This is a genomic window from Actibacterium sp. 188UL27-1 (assembly GCF_016901225.1).
Lineage (GTDB): Bacteria > Pseudomonadota > Alphaproteobacteria > Rhodobacterales > Rhodobacteraceae > 188UL27-1.
Window position 1 is genome coordinate 81,708 of sequence record NZ_JAFEUL010000008.1, and the last position, 16,311, is coordinate 98,018.

General features: G+C 59.1%; 14 protein-coding genes. 11 read left to right on the forward strand and 3 right to left on the reverse strand.

The window, feature by feature from the left end; genetic code table 11:
• Positions 1–3 precede the first annotated feature (3 nt).
• From IU397_RS12325 to IU397_RS12335, 3 genes are all read left to right on the forward strand, one after another.
• Complete coding sequence (locus IU397_RS12325; protein ID WP_204413946.1) at positions 4–1,452, forward strand: TRAP transporter large permease subunit; 1,449 nt, start codon at positions 4–6, stop codon at positions 1,450–1,452.
• 433 nt (positions 1,453–1,885) lie between these two features.
• Positions 1,886–3,430, forward strand: coding sequence for a trimethylamine methyltransferase family protein (locus IU397_RS12330; RefSeq protein WP_204413948.1), 1,545 nt, complete (start codon positions 1,886–1,888; stop codon positions 3,428–3,430).
• Between the two features lie 404 nt (positions 3,431–3,834).
• Complete coding sequence (locus IU397_RS12335) at positions 3,835–4,719, forward strand: hypothetical protein (protein WP_204413950.1); 885 nt, start codon at positions 3,835–3,837, stop codon at positions 4,717–4,719.
• Positions 4,720–4,736: 17 nt separating this feature from the next.
• Here the strand turns inward: IU397_RS12335 and bhcR are convergent, their stop codons facing one another.
• On the reverse strand, positions 4,737–5,549 hold the full coding sequence (gene bhcR, locus IU397_RS12340; protein ID WP_204413952.1) for an HTH-type transcriptional regulator BhcR: 813 nt from the start codon (positions 5,547–5,549) through the stop codon (positions 4,737–4,739).
• Positions 5,550–5,731: 182 nt separating this feature from the next.
• Here bhcR and bhcA point away from each other — a divergent pair, with 182 nt between their 5' ends.
• The 5 genes from bhcA (at position 5,732) to IU397_RS12365 (ending at position 11,174) form a co-directional block, all read left to right on the forward strand.
• Complete coding sequence (gene bhcA, locus IU397_RS12345; RefSeq protein ID WP_204413954.1) at positions 5,732–6,925, forward strand: L-aspartate--glyoxylate aminotransferase BhcA; 1,194 nt, start codon at positions 5,732–5,734, stop codon at positions 6,923–6,925.
• Positions 6,926–6,931: 6 nt separating this feature from the next.
• A complete protein-coding gene (gene bhcB / locus IU397_RS12350) occupies positions 6,932–7,903 on the forward strand; it encodes a beta-hydroxyaspartate dehydratase BhcB (RefSeq protein ID WP_204413956.1) in 972 nt (323 codons plus the stop codon).
• Positions 7,904–7,918: 15 nt separating this feature from the next.
• Positions 7,919–9,079 carry a 3-hydroxy-D-aspartate aldolase BhcC gene (gene bhcC, locus IU397_RS12355; protein ID WP_204413958.1) on the forward strand — a complete coding sequence of 387 codons (1,161 nt, stop codon included), beginning with the start codon at positions 7,919–7,921 and terminating at the stop codon, positions 9,077–9,079.
• A 32-nt stretch (positions 9,080–9,111) separates the two neighbouring features.
• The gene (gene bhcD / locus IU397_RS12360) at positions 9,112–10,077 is read left to right on the forward strand and encodes an iminosuccinate reductase BhcD (protein WP_204414160.1); all 966 of its coding nucleotides are present in this window, start codon (positions 9,112–9,114) and stop codon (positions 10,075–10,077) included.
• Positions 10,078–10,169: 92 nt separating this feature from the next.
• A complete protein-coding gene (locus IU397_RS12365) occupies positions 10,170–11,174 on the forward strand; it encodes a type I glyceraldehyde-3-phosphate dehydrogenase (RefSeq protein WP_204413960.1) in 1,005 nt (334 codons plus the stop codon).
• Here IU397_RS12365 and IU397_RS12370 read toward each other — a convergent pair.
• Entirely contained in the window at positions 11,171–11,653 is a 483-nt protein-coding gene (locus IU397_RS12370; protein ID WP_204413962.1) for an ureidoglycolate lyase, read from the reverse strand. The genes IU397_RS12365 and IU397_RS12370 overlap by 4 nt on opposite strands.
• The gene (puuE, locus tag IU397_RS12375) at positions 11,650–13,068 is read right to left on the reverse strand and encodes an allantoinase PuuE (RefSeq protein WP_204413964.1); all 1,419 of its coding nucleotides are present in this window, start codon (positions 13,066–13,068) and stop codon (positions 11,650–11,652) included. The genes IU397_RS12370 and puuE overlap by 4 nt, the downstream gene beginning before the upstream one ends.
• A gap of 182 nt (positions 13,069–13,250) precedes the next feature.
• Between puuE and IU397_RS12380 the strand changes: the two genes are divergently transcribed.
• The 3 genes from IU397_RS12380 to IU397_RS12390 all read left to right on the forward strand — a co-directional run bounded on the left by IU397_RS12380 (position 13,251) and on the right by IU397_RS12390 (position 16,266).
• Positions 13,251–13,928 carry a VPLPA-CTERM sorting domain-containing protein gene (locus tag IU397_RS12380; protein ID WP_204413966.1) on the forward strand — a complete coding sequence of 226 codons (678 nt, stop codon included), beginning with the start codon at positions 13,251–13,253 and terminating at the stop codon, positions 13,926–13,928.
• Positions 13,929–14,002: 74 nt separating this feature from the next.
• A complete protein-coding gene (uraH, locus tag IU397_RS12385) occupies positions 14,003–14,353 on the forward strand; it encodes a hydroxyisourate hydrolase (RefSeq protein WP_204413969.1) in 351 nt (116 codons plus the stop codon).
• 101 nt (positions 14,354–14,454) lie between these two features.
• Positions 14,455–16,266 (forward strand): ABC transporter ATP-binding protein, encoded by a 1,812-nt coding sequence (locus tag IU397_RS12390; protein ID WP_204413972.1) that lies wholly within the window; start codon positions 14,455–14,457, stop codon positions 16,264–16,266.
• The last annotated feature ends 45 nt before the right edge of the window (positions 16,267–16,311 follow it).

Genomic DNA, 16,311 nt, shown 5'->3' on the forward strand with positions numbered 1-16,311 from the left:
ATCATGTTTCTTCTCGAAGCGCTGTCGAACATCCTCACACTGAACCAATTTGCCGTCTTGGCGATCTTTGTCACCTTTATCTACATGCTGTTCCGCGGCATCCCGGTGGCCTTTGCCTTGGTCGGTGTCAGCCTGATTTTCGTGCTGATTGCCGAGATCTTTCTGGACCCCTATCGCTCGCTTTTTCGTGACGTGATCGAATTTGATCGCACGGGCCTGGATTATCAACGTCTGGCCGCCCTGTCGGGGCGCCTATTCGGCAATATCGTCAAGAACCCGGTCCTGGTGGCCTTGCCGATGTTCATCTTCATGGGCCTGATGCTGGACCAGTCCGGTGTGGCCCAGCGGATGATGCACGCCATGCAAAAACTGTTTGGCGGGTTGCGCGGCGGTCTGTCCCTAACGGTCATGTTGATCGGGATCATCCTGGCTGCGTCCACCGGTGTGATCGGGGCGTCGGTTACGCTGCTCGGCGTGATGGCGCTGCCTGCGATGATGAAGCAGAACTACTCCAAAACCATGGCTACCGGCACCATCGCAAGTGCCGGCACGCTTGGGATCTTGATCCCGCCATCGATCATGCTGGTGATCATGTCGGATCAACTGGCCATTTCCCTGGGCGATCTGTTCATGGGGGCGTTGTTTCCCGGTCTGATCCTTGGGGGGCTTTACATCCTGTTCATCGTGGCCTTTGGCCTTTTGTCCCCCAATTCCATGCCCGCGCCCGAAAAAACCGATGAGGTTGGCCTGGATGTCGTGTTGGAGGTGCTCAAGGCCGTCGTCCCGCCCATGTTCCTGATCCTGCTGGTCCTGGGGTCCATCTTTGCCGGTTTCGCCACACCGACGGAGGCCTCGGGCCTTGGCGCATTGGGGGCCACGCTGCTGGCAGGCGCGAATAACCGCCTCAACTTCAAGGTGTTGAAAGAGGTCAGCCGATCCACCCTCAACACCTCTGGCTACATCGTCGGTATCTTCCTGGCGGCCAACTTCTTTGCCTTTATCATGCGCCGCTATGGCGGGGACGAGATTGTCCAGGATCTGGTTCTGGGCTGGTTCACCAATCCTTATATGATCGTCGCGTTCATCCTGTTCATTGTGTTCCTGCTGGGCTTCCTGCTGGACTGGATCGAGATCACGATCATTATCATGCCCCTGATGCTGCCGATTATCCAGGGCTTGGAACTGGCGGTGAATGGCTATGACACGGTGCGGGATCCGGCTGTGGTATGGTTTGCGATCCTGGTCGCCGTGACATTGCAGACCTCGTTTCTGACCCCGCCCGTGGGATTTGCGCTGTTCTATCTGAAAGGGGTGTGCCCCCCCGGCATCTCGCTCAGCCACATATACAGGGGTATCATCCCATTTGTTTTGCTTCAGATTTTGGGCCTGTCCATCGTGTTCTACTTCCCGGAACTCACGACATGGCTGCCGGCGAAAGCATATGGAAATTAGATAGGCGCTATGGATCGGGCCAACCCCGCTTGGCCCGATCCGCGTTTCCCGTGCGTGTCGACACGGCAGACCGGCTGTCACACCAAAGATATGCGCAACTATAGCTGAGCGCCGATCACCCATATGATCCACAATGCAGTTGCGGAGCGAGGCGTTACCAAACCCAGCTGACCCAGCTCTGTAAATTCTTCCTCGGATCTGGCCCTTGTCCGATTTGAATTGACAGAGCGGTTTGGCGCAAACGAGGCTGTGATATCGAAAGGGGCGTGCCGATGTCACAAAGCTCTGTCACAGCCGGGTGCGTATGCGCCGACCGCAGGGTCGCCATTCGTTTGGCGCATTTGGTCATTGGCGCTCGCCGCGGGCGGGCGGCGCGGGGATCACCGCAGGGATAGGTTCACCTGTCGAAATCCCATTCCCCGGAGATCTTGTGATGACTGATACTGCGCGTGCCTCGAAATCCCGCCGTGCCGGAGGTCGCAAGGCGCGCCATGCCTTGCGCGCCGCCGCCCCGTCCCGCGACCGTCGCCCGATCCGGCCTGGTCTGGCCGGTGGGCAATACACCCCGCTCAGCGGCGATGACATTGCCGGCATCCATGCTGCGGCCTTGCAAGTGCTCGATGAGATCGGGCTGGCCGACGCACCACAAAGCGGCATCACCGCCATGAAAAGGGTTGGCGTGGTCCTGGGGGATGACGGTCGCTTGCGCTTCCCGGCGCAGGTCATTGAGACGGCCCTGCCACAGACCACGCGAGACCTGACGCTGCATGGTCGCGACCCCGATCATGACCTGATCCTGAGCGGGGCAAATGTGCATTACGGAACAGCCGGTGCAGCGGTACATCTGGTGGACGGCGTCACCGGCGCCTATCGCGATAGCACGTTGACGGATTTGCGCGACGCGGCTCTTCTGGTTCAATCACTTGAAAACGTGCACTTTTTCCAACGACCGATGGTGGCGCGTGACATCACTGACAACCGTTTGCTGGACCTGAATACGATCTATGCCAGCGCTTCGGGGACGACCAAGCACATCGGAACCAGTTTTGTCGAAGCCTCCCATGTGCATGATGCCGTGCCCATGCTGCATTGCCTTGCGGGCAGTGAAGTCGGTTGGCTGACGCGGCCCTTTGTTCTGCAATCGAACTGTTTTGTCGTCCCGCCGCTAAAATTCGCCACCGAAAGTTGCGAGGCGATGGAGGCGGCGATCAAGGTCGGGATGCCGGTTTTGCTTTTGAGCGCGGGGCAGGCGGGGGCGACCGCACCCGTCACCCTGGCGGGTGCCGTGGTGCAGGCGGTTGCCGAATGTCTGGCGGGCCTGGTGTATGTTCATGCCATAAGCCCCGGACATCCCACGGTTTTTGGTACATGGCCTTTTGTCAGCGATCTGCGGACAGGGGCGATGTCTGGCGGATCGGGGGAGCAGGCCTTGTTGACCGGGGCCTGCGCACAAATGCACCATTTCTATGGTCTGTCCGGCGGGGCCGCGGCGGGGATTGCTGATAGCAAGCTGCCCGATATGCAGGCCGGGTGGGAGCAGGCGATTAGCAATGTCATGGCCGGACTATCGGGGCTGAACATGGTGTATGAAGCCGTCGGCATGCATGCTTCGCTGTTGGGATTTTGCCATGAAAGCCTGATACTTGGCGATGATATGCTGGGTCAGGCCCTGCGCTGTGTGCGGGGGATCGAGGTCAATGATGACACCCTTGGCATCGAAGCGATGCGCGCCACCTGTCTGGGCGGGCCCGGTCACTACCTTGGCAGTGCCGAGACGCTTGCGCGCATGGAGCGGGACTATGTCTATCCCAACCTCGCCGACCGAACGTCCCCTGGCGAATGGGAGCAGAATGGCGCGCCCGATCTGGTGCAAAAGGCGGCCCTGCGTAAGGCTGATATCCTATCGCAAGCGCGGTCCCAGATCCCACCTGACCAGGACCGCTGGATCCGCGACCGATATGACATCGTGTTGCCGTGAACGGGCCGCGCACCCCAGAAAATCGGTTGCCGCAACAGATTTGCCTTAGGGTGTTGATTTTACGGGAAAACCCGGATGCACAAACCATACATAATCGATACACAAACCATACATACGAAGATGCACATCGATGTGGTTTCTGTGGTGCCGATGAAGCTTATGTGCCGGTTTCGAGGACCTTAGCTCCGATGCCCAGCAAACAGGTCTCGGGCAGGCTGAATCGGAAGGTATTTTGACACCCCTATCGATCCGCAAGACCCGAGGGCGCCTATAGTATTTCGGGTATCCGGCGAAACGCGATTGGTGGGCCGTCACTTTGGCATTTCGCAAGGCTTTGACCAGCCCGCCACAATCCAGCCATAATTAATTGAGAGTGGTTCTCATAAACAGATGAGGATATCGCCGTGCTTTTATTCCGATCCATTCCACTATCCTTCCAACTGCTTTTGCCATTGCTGCTGATCTATCCGCTGCTTCTTGTCGTGATGGTCTTGATCTGGGCTCTGTGCGCGTTTGTTGGGGGACTGGTCGCCGTCGTCAGCCCGGGCCTGGGTGCCATGATTGCCGCCTTGCCGATGGGGATCGGGTATATGCTGCCGCTCATGGTGGGCCTGCGGCTTGCGCTTCAGGCCAGAGGTCTGAAGATCGAGACGGGCTATGGACCATTGATCTGGGGCGCCTTGGGATATGGGTTTCTGGAAGGCATCTTCCTGGTGGCCATGACCACCATGGTCGGCTTCATGACCCAGACAAGCCTGCCGACGATCATTGGTTTCTTTCATGCCATCTCGTCCTTGAGCATCCCAAGCTGGGTTTATGCACCGTTGATTTTTTACACTGTCTTTGGCTCTTTCCTGGCCTTCTGCCTGTTCCGGGCGGCATTGCTGCCAAGCCTGGCTAGTGCGTCGATCGGGCGGGATCCCGACGGGCAGGCCCACACACCGTTGCGCGGGTTTGGCACGCGGCTGTCTGTGATGTTTGGGGTTGTCGTGCTGTCTTGGGTGACGATGGTCCTGACGGCCCCGGTCATATTCTGGGGGCTGGATGCGTTGCAGGCCGTTTTGCCCGAAGATATCGACGAAGGATGGGGCGGGCTGTTTCCGTGGTATCAATTGCTGGCGCTTGCACTGCTGATGCTTTGGCCGACAGCCATGCAAGCGGCGGCGGGCGCGTTGTGGTATCAGGAGAGCCGGGCGGCGGGGCCAATCCCCATGCCAGGCTTGCAGCGGTCATTGTCAGAGGATCAACCTACGGATCTGCGCGCGCTTCGCAAAAGTCGTATGAAGTAGCCGTGCGCCCCGTGGCGTCAGGTTTCCGGGGCGCCAAGGTTGATGGACAGGTCCCGGGCGGCCTTGGTCACGACCCAGCCCACGGATTTGGCGCGCCCTTCGGTCATGCGACTGACGGGGCCTGAGACGGAGAGGCCGGCCACGGCCTCTCCCAATGCGTTGAAGACCGGGGCAGCGACGCAGCGCATGCCGCTGGCGCGTTCCTCGTTATCCAGGGCGTAACCCCGACTGCGGATCGCGGACAGGTCGACGCGCAGGTTATCCGGGTTGGTGATGGTGTGGGGTGTGAACCCTTCAAGCGGTCCGGCCTTTAGAAATTCATCAAGCCGGTCCGCATCCGCATGGGCCAAGAGCGCCTTGCCGATCCCCGATGCGTGCAACGGCGACAAGGTGCCGGGCGGAAAGAAGGCGCGGATCGAGGCATGGGTTTCGACCTGGCTGACAAACATGACATGTGTCCCGCGTTCCACGCCCAGATTGGCTGTCTCGCCCGTGGCCTGCATGAGTTCGCGCATATAGGGCCGCGCGCGTTCCACGACGGAGGTGCGTCGCAGGAAGCTGGAGCCGATCAGAAATGCCTTTGGCCCGACCATCCAGGTTTGCGATACCGGATCCATCTCGGTAATGCCGCGGCCTTCGAGGGTCACCAGGACGCGGTAGACGGTGGCGGGGGACTGGCTCAACCGCTCTGCGACATCACTGAGGGTGAGACCTTCGAAGCCCGCCAGCTCTTCAAGGATCATCATGGCGCGGTCCAGGGCCTGGATCGTGTTCTGCTCGGTCTTGTCGTTGAAGGCGCGAGGGCGTCCGCGGCTGCGTTTTTCGGTCATTTTCGATGCGATCTTTGATGTCTTTGTTTGATTGTGAAAGCAACTTTCGCTTTGTGAAAAAATCAAACTACTGAAATCATTATAGTTCTTTATTTTTTCACAATGCAAAAAATAAATTCAAAAAAATTGGTGATTGAGGCGGGCTCGGTTATCACCAGCACAGATTTATAGGGAGAGAGATCATGAGCCTGCAGAATCCGGTATTCATTCCTGGCCCGACCAACATCCCCGAGGCCCTTCGCAAAGCCTGTGACATGCCGACGGTCGATCACCGGTCCTCATTGTTTGCCGAGATCCTGCAACCAGCACTGGCCGGGGTGAAACAGGTCCTGAAGACCCGAAAAGGCGAAGTTGTCATTTTTCCGGCAACTGGCACCGGCGGTTGGGAAGCGGCGTTGGCGAATACGCTCAGCCCCGGCGATATGGTGCTGGCCGGTCGGAACGGCATGTTTTCTCACCGCTGGATCGACATGTGCAACCGCTTCGGTCTGGAGATCGAAGTGCTGGACCATGGTTGGGGCGAGGGCCTTTCGGCGGAGCGATATCGCGCGGCGCTTCGGTCTGACACCGGCCATAAGATCAAGGCTGTGCTTGCAACCCATAACGAGACCGCCACCGGTGTTGTGTCGAATATCGCGGCGATCCGGGCAGCGTTGGATGCGGTTGAGCATCCGGCGCTGCTGCTGGTCGATGGTGTCAGCTCCATCGGGTCTATGGATTTTCGTATGGACGACTGGGGCGTGGATATTGCCGTCACTGGGTCGCAAAAGGGTTTCATGATGCCCGCTGGCCTGTCCATTGTCGGCATAAGCCAGAAAGCGTTGAAGCACATGGATGCGGCTGCATTGCCGCGTTGCTTCTTTGATTTCCGGGACATGCTGAATGGGTATGCGAATAACGGCTATCCCTACACGCCCAATGTCGGTCTGCTGAACGGGCTAAAGCTGGCGACCGGTATGCTGTTGGATGAAGGTCTGGAGCATGTCTTTGACCGGCACACCCGGATTGCGTCGGGTGTTCGGGCAGCGGTAACGGGCTGGGGGTTGCATCTCTGTGCGCAGCGGCCTGAATGGCAGTCGGATACCGTCAGCGCCATCTTGGTGCCCGACGGGTTCAATGCGACCGATATCGTGACCCGCGCGGCCGAGGTTTACGGCACGGCGTTCGGCACGGGGCTGGGTGAGGTTGCGGGCAAGGTTTTCCGTATCGGGCATCTGGGGATGTTGACCGAAGGAATGGCCCTGCAAGGGATTGCTACGGCAGAGATGGTGATGGCCGACCACGGTGTGCCGATCACGCTGGGATCAGGCGTTGCAGCGGCGCAAGAGGTCTATCGTGGCCATCTGGGTGCGGCCTTGCAGATCGCAGCGGAGTAAGCGGCCATGAAAGATATTCAGACAGACGGCATCCCGACCTTTGACGATGTGATTGCGGCCCATGAGCGGATCAAGCCGCATATCCACAGAACGCCGGTTCTGACCTCGACCTATTTCAACGACCTGACCGGCGCGGAGTTGTTCTTTAAATGCGAGAACTTTCAGAAGGCCGGGGCGTTCAAGGTGCGTGGCGCTTCGAACGCGGTCTTTGGGCTAAGCGATGAAAAGGCGAAACTGGGTGTCGCCACCCATTCCTCTGGCAATCACGCACTGAGCCTGAGCTATGCGGCCGGGCGGCGTGGGATCCCCTGCACGGTCGTGATGCCGCGGACCGCACCTGAGGCCAAGAAAGCCGCCGTACGCGGCTATGGCGGCAAGATCGTGGAATGTGAGCCATCGACCAGCAGCCGTGAAGCGATCTTTGCCGAGGTCGTGGCCGAAACGGGTGCAGAGTTCGTACACCCCTACAACGACCCACGGGTCATTGCCGGGCAGGCCACCTGTTCGCGCGAACTGATGGAGCAAGTGGATGATCTTGAGACTGTCATCGCTCCGATTGGAGGTGGTGGTATGGTATCTGGGACCTGCCTCACGCTTTCGACCGTGGCACCACATGTCGACATCATCGCAGCCGAGCCCGAACAAGCCGACGATGCGTATCGTTCATTCAAGGCCGGACATATCATCGCCGATGACGCCCCTGTCACCATTGCCGACGGATTGAAGGTGCCACTGAAGGAACTGACCTGGCATTTCGTATCGAACTACGTATCTGACATCCTGACCGCCAGCGAAGACGAGATAGTGGATGCCATGAAGCTGACCTGGCAGCGGATGAAGATCGTGATGGAGCCAAGCTGCGCAGTGCCCCTGGCCACCATCTTGAAGAACAAATACAAATTTGCCGGCAAGCGGGTCGGCGTGATCGTCACCGGTGGCAATGTCGACATGGACACGCTGCCCTGGCTGACTGCCTGAAGGAGGACCTGAGATATGAAAGATATGAACCTGTCCGAGCTTGAAGTGGGCTATGACGTTCCAGCCCTTCCCGGGATGGACGAAGCTGATATCCAGACCCCTTGCCTGATGCTGGATTTGGATGCGTTGGAGCGTAATATCAAGAAAATGGGTGATTTCGCCAAGGCGCATGGGATGCGTCACCGGGTTCATGGTAAGATGCATAAATCGGTTGATGTCGCATTGCTGCAAGAGCGGCTGGGGGGATCGGTTGGTGTGTGCTGCCAGAAAGTATCAGAGGCGGAGGTCTTTGCCCGCGGCGGCATCAAGGATGTTCTGGTCAGTAATCAGGTACGTGATCCGCAAAAAATTGACCGTTTGGCCCGGATCCCCACGCTGGGTGCGCGCGCCATTTGCTGTGTCGATGACATTGACAATGTGGCCGAATTGTCTGCTGCCGCCATCAAGCACGGCACCCAGATCGAATGCCTGGTGGAGATCGACGTGGGCGCTGGCCGCTGCGGTGTGCAATATGGCCAGCCCGTCGTTGACCTAGCCAAGGCCATCGAGGCAGCCGAGGGGCTGAAATATGCAGGTATTCAGGCCTATCAGGGTGCGATGCAGCACATGGACAATTACGAGGATCGCAAGGCCAAGACGACCATCGCCATCGACCAGGTGCGCGAGACATTAGACATGCTGAAAGCCGAAGAGATCGACAGCGATATCGTCGGCGGTGGTGGCACGGGGTCATATTATTTCGAAAGCAATTCCGGTGTTTTCAACGAGCTGCAATGCGGATCCTATGCATTCATGGACGCCGATTACGGTCGGATCCTCGACAAGGACGGCAAGCGGATCGACCAGGGCGAGTGGGAAAACGCGCTGTTCCTGCTGACCAGCGTGATGTCGCATGCCAAGGCCGAAAAAGCGATTGTTGATGCGGGCCTGAAAGCGCAATCCGTCGATAGTGGTTTGCCCACGATCTATGGCCGCACAGATGTGGAATACGTCAAATGTTCGGACGAGCATGGTGTTGTGGCCGACCCGGATACGGTTCTGAAAGTGGGTGACAAGTTGAAACTGGTCCCCGGTCATTGTGATCCGACCTGCAACGTCCATGACTGGTATGTCGGTGTGCGCAATGGCAAGGTTGAAACCCTCTGGCCTGTTTCGGCCCGTGGAAAGGCCTACTGATGTCGCTGGATACAACCGTTGCGACCAATGAATTGGTGATCGTCCCCGAAAGCGCGATTGCCGACCTGATCGATGCCGAAGCGTCGTTCGAGGCCGTCGAACAGGTCTTTGCCGCCATGTCGCGCAGGGATGCCTACAACTTCCCGGTCATTCGGGAAGCCATCGGCCATGCCGACGCGCTTTATGGGTTCAAGTCGGGCTTTGACCGGGCGGGGTTGGCGCTGGGCCTGAAATCGGGGGGCTACTGGCCTGGCAACGACGCGAAAGGGCTGACCAATCACCAATCCACGGTGTTCCTGTTCGACGCCGATACCGGGCGGCCCAAGGCAATTGTCGGTGGCAACCTGTTGACAGCACTCCGCACGGCGGCAGCATCCTCCGTGTCGATCAAGCACCTGGCGCGGGATGATGCAAAGGTGCTGGGCATGGTCGGGGCGGGCCATCAATCGGCATTCCAGATGCGCGCGGCAGTCCGGCAACGCAACTTTGAAAAGGTTGTGGGCTGGAACTTCCACCCCGAAATGCTGAGCCGTCTGGCGGATACTGCCGCCGAGTTGGGCTTGCCGTTTGAAGCCGTGGATCTGCCGGAACTGGGCACCCAAGCGGATGTGATCATCACGATCACGTCCAGCTTTGACGCGATCCTGCAGGCCGACCATATTACACCGGGTACGCATATCGCTTGCATGGGCACCGACACCAAAGGCAAACAAGAGGTCGCCGCCGATCTGTTGGCCACGGCCACAGTTTTCACCGATGAAATCGCGCAATCGATTACCATCGGGGAGGCGCAGCATGCCATCGCCCAGGGCCGGATCGCCGAGGATGCGATCATCGAAATCGGCGCTGTTATCAACGGCACCCATTCCGGGCGAATGTCATCCGACGAGATCACGCTCTTTGACGGCACCGGGGTTGGCCTGCAGGATCTTGCCGTAGCGGAAAAAGCTGTCACATTAGCGTTGGAACGCGGGATCGCCCAGAAAGTCCCATTCTGACTTTCTTATTGTCGGAAATACTCCCGCCGGAGGCACATAATCACTGGCGTTGACCGAAAGGCCAGCGCCACCGCCAGAGAGGAAAGGCAAGGATGGCCATCAAGATCGCCATCAACGGGTTCGGACGGATCGGACGTAGCCTGCTCAGGATGCTGCGGACGACACGCGCGCGCGACGATATAGAGATCGTGCTGATCAACGATATCGCCCCTTTGGAAACCTGCGCCTACCTTTTCCAGTATGACAGCATCTTTGGCCCCTATCCCGGAACGGTGAACATGGCCGGGTCGGCGCTGATGGTGGATGGCAAACGCACGACCTTTACCCATGTCTCCGATATCAGCACCTTGGATCTCAGCGATGTCGATCTGGTGTTGGAATGCACGGGCCGCGCCGATAGTCGTGACGTGGCAGAGCGTGGCTTGCGGGCCGGGGCAGGGGCGATTTTGATCTCCGGTCCCTCAGCCGCCGCTGCCATCACGGCGGTCATTGGTGCGAATGAAGAACGTTCAGCAGGGGCTAAAATCGTCTCGAACGCCTCCTGCACGACGAATGCCTTGGCGCCGCTGTTGAAACTGCTCGACAATGCATTCGGGCTGGAAACAGGGCATATGACGACGATCCACTGCTACACGGGCAGCCAACCCACGGTCGATGGGCCGCGCACCACGTTGGAGCGCAGCCGGGCGGCGGCGATGAGTATGGTGCCGACCTCAACCTCAGCCGGGCGGTTGGTGGATTTGGTGCTGCCGGAGCTTGCGGGCCGGATCACAGCGCGCGCGGTGCGGGTGCCTACGGCCAGTGTCTCTGCCGTGGATCTGATGGTGACGCTGCGTGCAGCACCGTCTTTGGAGGAGGTGACGGCCTGGCTCCGATCTGCCGCTGGGGGTCCGCTGATCGGCTGGGTGGATCAGCCCCTAGTTTCGACCGACCTGCGAATGCGTCCTGAATCGGTGATCATTGCGGGGCCCGAGACATCGGTGGCCAAAGGCGGGCTGACCCGCATTTTCGGCTGGTACGACAACGAATGGGGGTTCTCTCACCGCATGCTGGATATGGCCCGGGTGATGGTCCCGCAATCCGCCACGATGGTCTAATCCGCCACGACGGTGTAAGGCGTCTCAAACCACGCTTCCTCCAGATTGCCGCCGAGGCCAATTCGGTCGATCACAGCAAAAAGACCTGGCGCGTGCAGCGGGGTGAGCACCCCATGCCACGTGCCGCGGTGGTAGTTCACGGCTTGGCCCGGCGTGGTAAGGAACGCCAGTGGGGTACCTGGCCTGTCAGAGGCGTCGGGCGCCACCACCACCAGAAACGGATCCATCGACATCGGCACAAAGCACTGAGCGCCGTCCGGGTGCCGTTCGACCATGTCGAGGCGGTAGGGCAGGGCGCGCGGCTGGGCTTGAAACAGGCTGACCCCGGCACGTCCATCCGAGACATCCAAATGCGCGCGGTCATGGAAGCGGCCGCAAAAGCCCTGGTTGATGATCTTGTCAGGGTCGCCCCTGGCCTCCAAAACATCGCCGAACGGGGCAAAGGCGGCGGCTGTCAGGGGGTGGGCGATGATCTTCATATATCCATCGCATGCAGGCGCAGTTCGGCGATGCGTTCGACCTGGCGGCACGCCTCGGAAAACTCCTGGTCCTTGTCGTTTTGCAGCCGCGCCTGAAACGCCCGCAGGATCCCTGCTTTGTCGTGGTCGCGCACGGCGATGATGAACGGAAAGGTGAATTTGGCCGTGTAGTCGGCGTTCAGCTTTTCAAAGGCGCGGCGTTCCTCTGCTGTTAGCGCATCGAGGCCAGCGCTGGCTTGTTCGGCGGTACTGTCGGTCGTCAACGCGCGGGCGGCGGCAAGTTTGCCAGCAAGGTCCGGATGGGCGCGCAGGACGGTATAGCGCTCTTCCTCAGTGGCGCGGCGAAAGACCTGGGACAGCAGCGCATGGACCCCGGCGGCACTGTCATGGGCCGGGCCCATTTCCATCCCGTGGGCACGCTCCACGATCCAAGGAGAGTGTTCATAGACCCCGCCGAACTTGTCCATAAAGGCCCCGAAATCCATGCGTGACGGGCGCACGCGCTGGGCTTGGGTCGGATGGGTATGGGTCCAATGGCGCGCAATGTCGATGCGGCGGGCATACCAGACATGGTCATGGGTTCTGACATAATCCAGGAAGCGTTTCAGCCCCATGATCCGCCCGGGTCGCCCGGCGAGACGGCAATGCAGACCGATCGACATCATCTTGGGGCGTCCGGCGGCGCCTTCTGCATAAAGGCAATCAAAGCTGTCTTTCAGGTAGGTCTCAAACTGGTCGCCGGTATTGAAACCCTGGTTGGTGGCGAAGCGCATGTCGTTGGCATCAAGCGTATAGGGCACGATCAGTTGATTGCGGTTATCCACGGTTTCCCAATAGGGCAGATCATCGGCGTAGCTGTCGGCGCAATAGGCGAACCCGCCTTCCTCGGACATCAGCTTGAGCGTATTCTCGGAACTGCGGCCCGTATACCAGCCGAGGGGGCGTTCGCCCGTGACCTCTGTATGGATCTTGATCGCCTCCATCATGTGATCGCGCTCATCCTCTGGGTAGAAGTCGCGGTAGTCGATCCATTTCAGGCCGTGGGAGGCGATTTCCCAGCGGGCCTCCCGCATGGCGGTGACCTGTTCGGGGCTGCGGGCCAGGGCCGTGGCGACGCCGAAGACGGTGACCGGGATCTGCATATAGGTGAGCAAACGGTAAAGACGCCAGAACCCCGCCCGCGCGCCGTATTCGTAGATGCTTTCCATGTTCATGTGGCGTTGGTTGGGCCATGGATCGGCCCCGATGATTTCGGACAGGAATGCCTCGGATTGATCATCGCCATGGAGAACGCAGTTTTCGCCGCCTTCCTCGTAATTGACCACCACTTGCAGCGCGATGCGGGCCCCGCCGGGCCAGTTGGCCTTGGGCGGAATGCGCCCATATCCATGCATGTCGCGGGGGTAGCGGTTCATGGCAAGCGTTCCTTGATTTCCCTTTGAACAATGGCGCCATTTGAAGAGGCTTTGGTGGCTGGGACAACCACTATTTCTGTTGGGCCTTTGGGAGGGGGCAGGTATGACATTGGCAGGTGGTACATGGGCAAAACAGGACCGAATTTATGCGTGTTATATCCTCGATTTTCGTGGCTGTTGCGTTGAGTGCTGCACCCATCACAGGCGCGTTGGCTGGGACGATCCAGATTGATTTATCAAATATCGTGTTGGCGGAGTTTGGCTCGGATCCCGAGAAGGTGCGTTACACACCGGATTATGTCTTTGAATTCGACCTCAATCCTGAGTTTTTTTCGCGGATAGGGCCAGGCCGGGGGCAAATTTTTCCACCCTATGACCCTCGATTTGTATTGCCTGATGAGGGGTTGGAGGTGACGGGTCGGTTTGGAACATATGACGTGATCGAGGCCGACGTGGCGAGGGAGTTCCCCTTTTTCAAGTTGATTAAACGCGATTTCGAGGGTGAGACCCAGTCGGAATCAAGCCTCAACATACTGCAGTTTGGTTTGGAGGCATGGTACGATGCCCCGACGGGGACCGAGTTTCGGTTAGGTCCCGATGACATTGCAGTCTATGAAGCAAATGAAGTCTGGCAGAGGGGCGATCGCGACAACGGGACATTTGTTTTTTATGAATTTGGTCGGGAGGCCTGGTCGATTGAGGGGTTTGTGGTCGTCCGCGTTCTGGATGGTCCGACACCCCGGCCCCAGATCATAGACAATAGAACCCCGGCTCCGATTCCTCTGCCAGCATCCTTTGTGTTGCTGTTTGCCGGTCTAACAGGCCTTGGAGCGGTATTGCGTCGTCGACAGAAGTTGTAGGACCTAAGAAGCCTGTCCGGTTGCTTCCCTACGAAAATGTCTGTTTCTTCACGTCGGTAGAGAAGGGGAAGGCCATGGCGGGATACTTGACGACGCATGTTCTGGATACGGCGCGGGGGTGCCCGGCGGTGGGCCTGGAGATTTGGCTTTACCGGATGTCGGGCAATTCGCACCGCAAGATCGCCGACGCTGTGACCAATGCCGATGGGCGCACGGACCAGCCTATCTTGCCCGAGGCCAAGTTCAAGCCAGGAGGCTATGAGTTGGTATTTCGGGCCGGGGCCTATTTGAACGGGGTTTTGCCAGAGGGGGCGGCGCGGTTTCTGGGGGATGTGCCGATCCGGTTTGAGATGGACCAAGAGGACCACTACCATGTGCCGCTTTTGCTATCGCCCTATGGATATTCGACCTACCGGGGGAGCTGACGCATTTCAGGGCGGACCGGACCTCGTGCGGGGCACATCGGCCCGCCCACCCTTGATATCCCCCGCCACCTCCCTTCATGGTGCGAAAAACTGGAGTGCCTATGCTGGATGATCCCCTCGTTTCAATTGAGAACTTGCGTGTCGAGTTCGATACCAATGATGGTCTTGTGGTTGGTGTCGAGGATGTCTCGTTTCAGATCGGGTCCGGCGAGACGGTTTGTGTGGTGGGCGAGAGTGGGTCCGGGAAGTCCATCACATCCCTGTCGTTGATGCGATTGGTGGAGTTTGGCGGCGGGCGGATTGCCAATGGCAAGCTGAAGGTGCGCCGCGCTGAAGGCAAGACGAAGGATGTGGCAGCGTCGGATGATGCGCTGATGCGGCATATCCGGGGCAACGACATTGCGATGATCTTTCAGGAGCCGATGAGCGCCCTGAACCCGGTATTCACGATCGAACGGCAGCTGACGGAAGGGTTGCGGGTTCACAAGAAGCTGAGCCTGGGTGAGGCGCGAGCCAAGGCGCTTGAATTGCTCAAGCGAGTGCGGATCCCTGAACCCGAGCGGCGGTTGAAGCAATATCCCCATGAGCTGTCCGGTGGGATGCGTCAGCGGGTTGTGATCGCCATGGCCCTGGCTTGCGAGCCGCGATTGTTGATCGCAGATGAACCGACGACGGCCTTGGATGTGACCATCCAGGCCGAGATCCTCGCATTAATTGATCGGTTGAAACGCGAGACGGGCACGGCGGTGTTGTTCATCACCCATGACATGGCGGTGGTGGCTCAGGTCGCGGACCGTGTGGTTGTCATGTATCGCGGCAACAAGGTGGAGGAGGGGCCGGTCGAACGGATCTTTGAAGCGCCGGAACATCCCTATACGCAGGCTTTATTGTCGGCTGTGCCGAAGCTGGGAGACATGGCTGGCAAGGCAGCACCCGAGCCCTTGCACATCATGGGACAGGAGACGCCGCCTGCGCCGCCGGTCAATGAAGATGCCGAAGTCTTGCTGGACGTGCGCAACCTGACCACGCGTTTTCCGGTGAAAGGCGGATTCTTTCGCCGCACCGTGGCGCAGGTTCATGCCGTCGAAGATGTCTCCTTCAGCCTGAAAGCGGGTCAGACCCTGTCCTTGGTTGGCGAATCCGGGTGTGGCAAATCCACAACGGGGCGGTCGATCCTGCGGCTGGTGGAGCCTTTGTCCGGTGAGGTTCTGATCGGCGGGCGCAATGTCATGGATCTGTCGCAGATGCAGCTGCGCGAGGCCCGGCGCGATATGCAGATGGTGTTTCAGGACCCGTTTGCTTCGCTCAATCCGCAAATGCGGTTGGTCGATCAGGTCGCCGAACCAATTCGAAACTATAGTCTGGCAAAGGGCAGCACAGTGCAGGACCAGGTCACCGCCCTGTTCGACCGGGTGCATCTGCCGCGCAGTTTCCTGAACCGGTTTCCCCATGAATTGTCGGGCGGGCAGCGCCAGCGCGTGGCGATTGCACGGGCTTTGGCATTGAACCCCAAGCTGATCATCGCGGATGAGGCTGTGTCGGCGCTGGATGTTTCGATCCAGGCGCAGGTGTTGAACCTGTTGATCGAACTGCAGGCCGATCTTGGGATCTCACTGCTGTTCATCAGTCACGATATGGCGGTGGTGGAGCGGGTGAGCCACCATGTGGCCGTCATGTATCTGGGCCGAATTGTGGAGTTGGGTCCGCGGGCTGCGATTTTTGAAAATCCGCAGCATCCCTATACCCGCGATTTGCTGTCCGCGGTTCCCGTGGCCGATCCCCGCCAGCGCAAAGGGGAGGCCGAGTTGAATTTCAAGCCGATCCCTTCACCCGTTTTCCCGCTGGATTATGTGCCGACCGCATCGGTGTATGACACCGTGAGCCCGGGCCATATGGTCCTGCGTGATCGCTGACCTTGTGCTGTGAACCCGCTTGTCGTGGGCCGAAGAAAAGCCGAT

Bases quoted from the DNA above. Each gene is read 5' to 3' on its own strand.
- uraH (WP_204413969.1), top strand. From the start codon at position 14,003: ATGGCGGGATACTTGACGACGCATGTTCTGGATACGGCGCGGGGGTGC.
- IU397_RS12370 (WP_204413962.1), bottom strand. From the start codon at position 11,653: ATGAAGATCATCGCCCACCCCCTGACAGCCGCCGCCTTTGCCCCGTTC.
- IU397_RS12325 (WP_204413946.1), top strand. From the start codon at position 4: ATGTTTCTTCTCGAAGCGCTGTCGAACATCCTCACACTGAACCAATTT.
- puuE (WP_204413964.1), bottom strand. From the start codon at position 13,068: ATGAACCGCTACCCCCGCGACATGCATGGATATGGGCGCATTCCGCCC.
- bhcB (WP_204413956.1), top strand. From the start codon at position 6,932: ATGAAAGATATTCAGACAGACGGCATCCCGACCTTTGACGATGTGATT.
- bhcR (WP_204413952.1), bottom strand. From the start codon at position 5,549: ATGACCGAAAAACGCAGCCGCGGACGCCCTCGCGCCTTCAACGACAAG.
- IU397_RS12390 (WP_204413972.1), top strand. From the start codon at position 14,455: ATGCTGGATGATCCCCTCGTTTCAATTGAGAACTTGCGTGTCGAGTTC.
- bhcA (WP_204413954.1), top strand. From the start codon at position 5,732: ATGAGCCTGCAGAATCCGGTATTCATTCCTGGCCCGACCAACATCCCC.
- bhcC (WP_204413958.1), top strand. From the start codon at position 7,919: ATGAAAGATATGAACCTGTCCGAGCTTGAAGTGGGCTATGACGTTCCA.
- IU397_RS12330 (WP_204413948.1), top strand. From the start codon at position 1,886: ATGACTGATACTGCGCGTGCCTCGAAATCCCGCCGTGCCGGAGGTCGC.
- IU397_RS12365 (WP_204413960.1), top strand. From the start codon at position 10,170: ATGGCCATCAAGATCGCCATCAACGGGTTCGGACGGATCGGACGTAGC.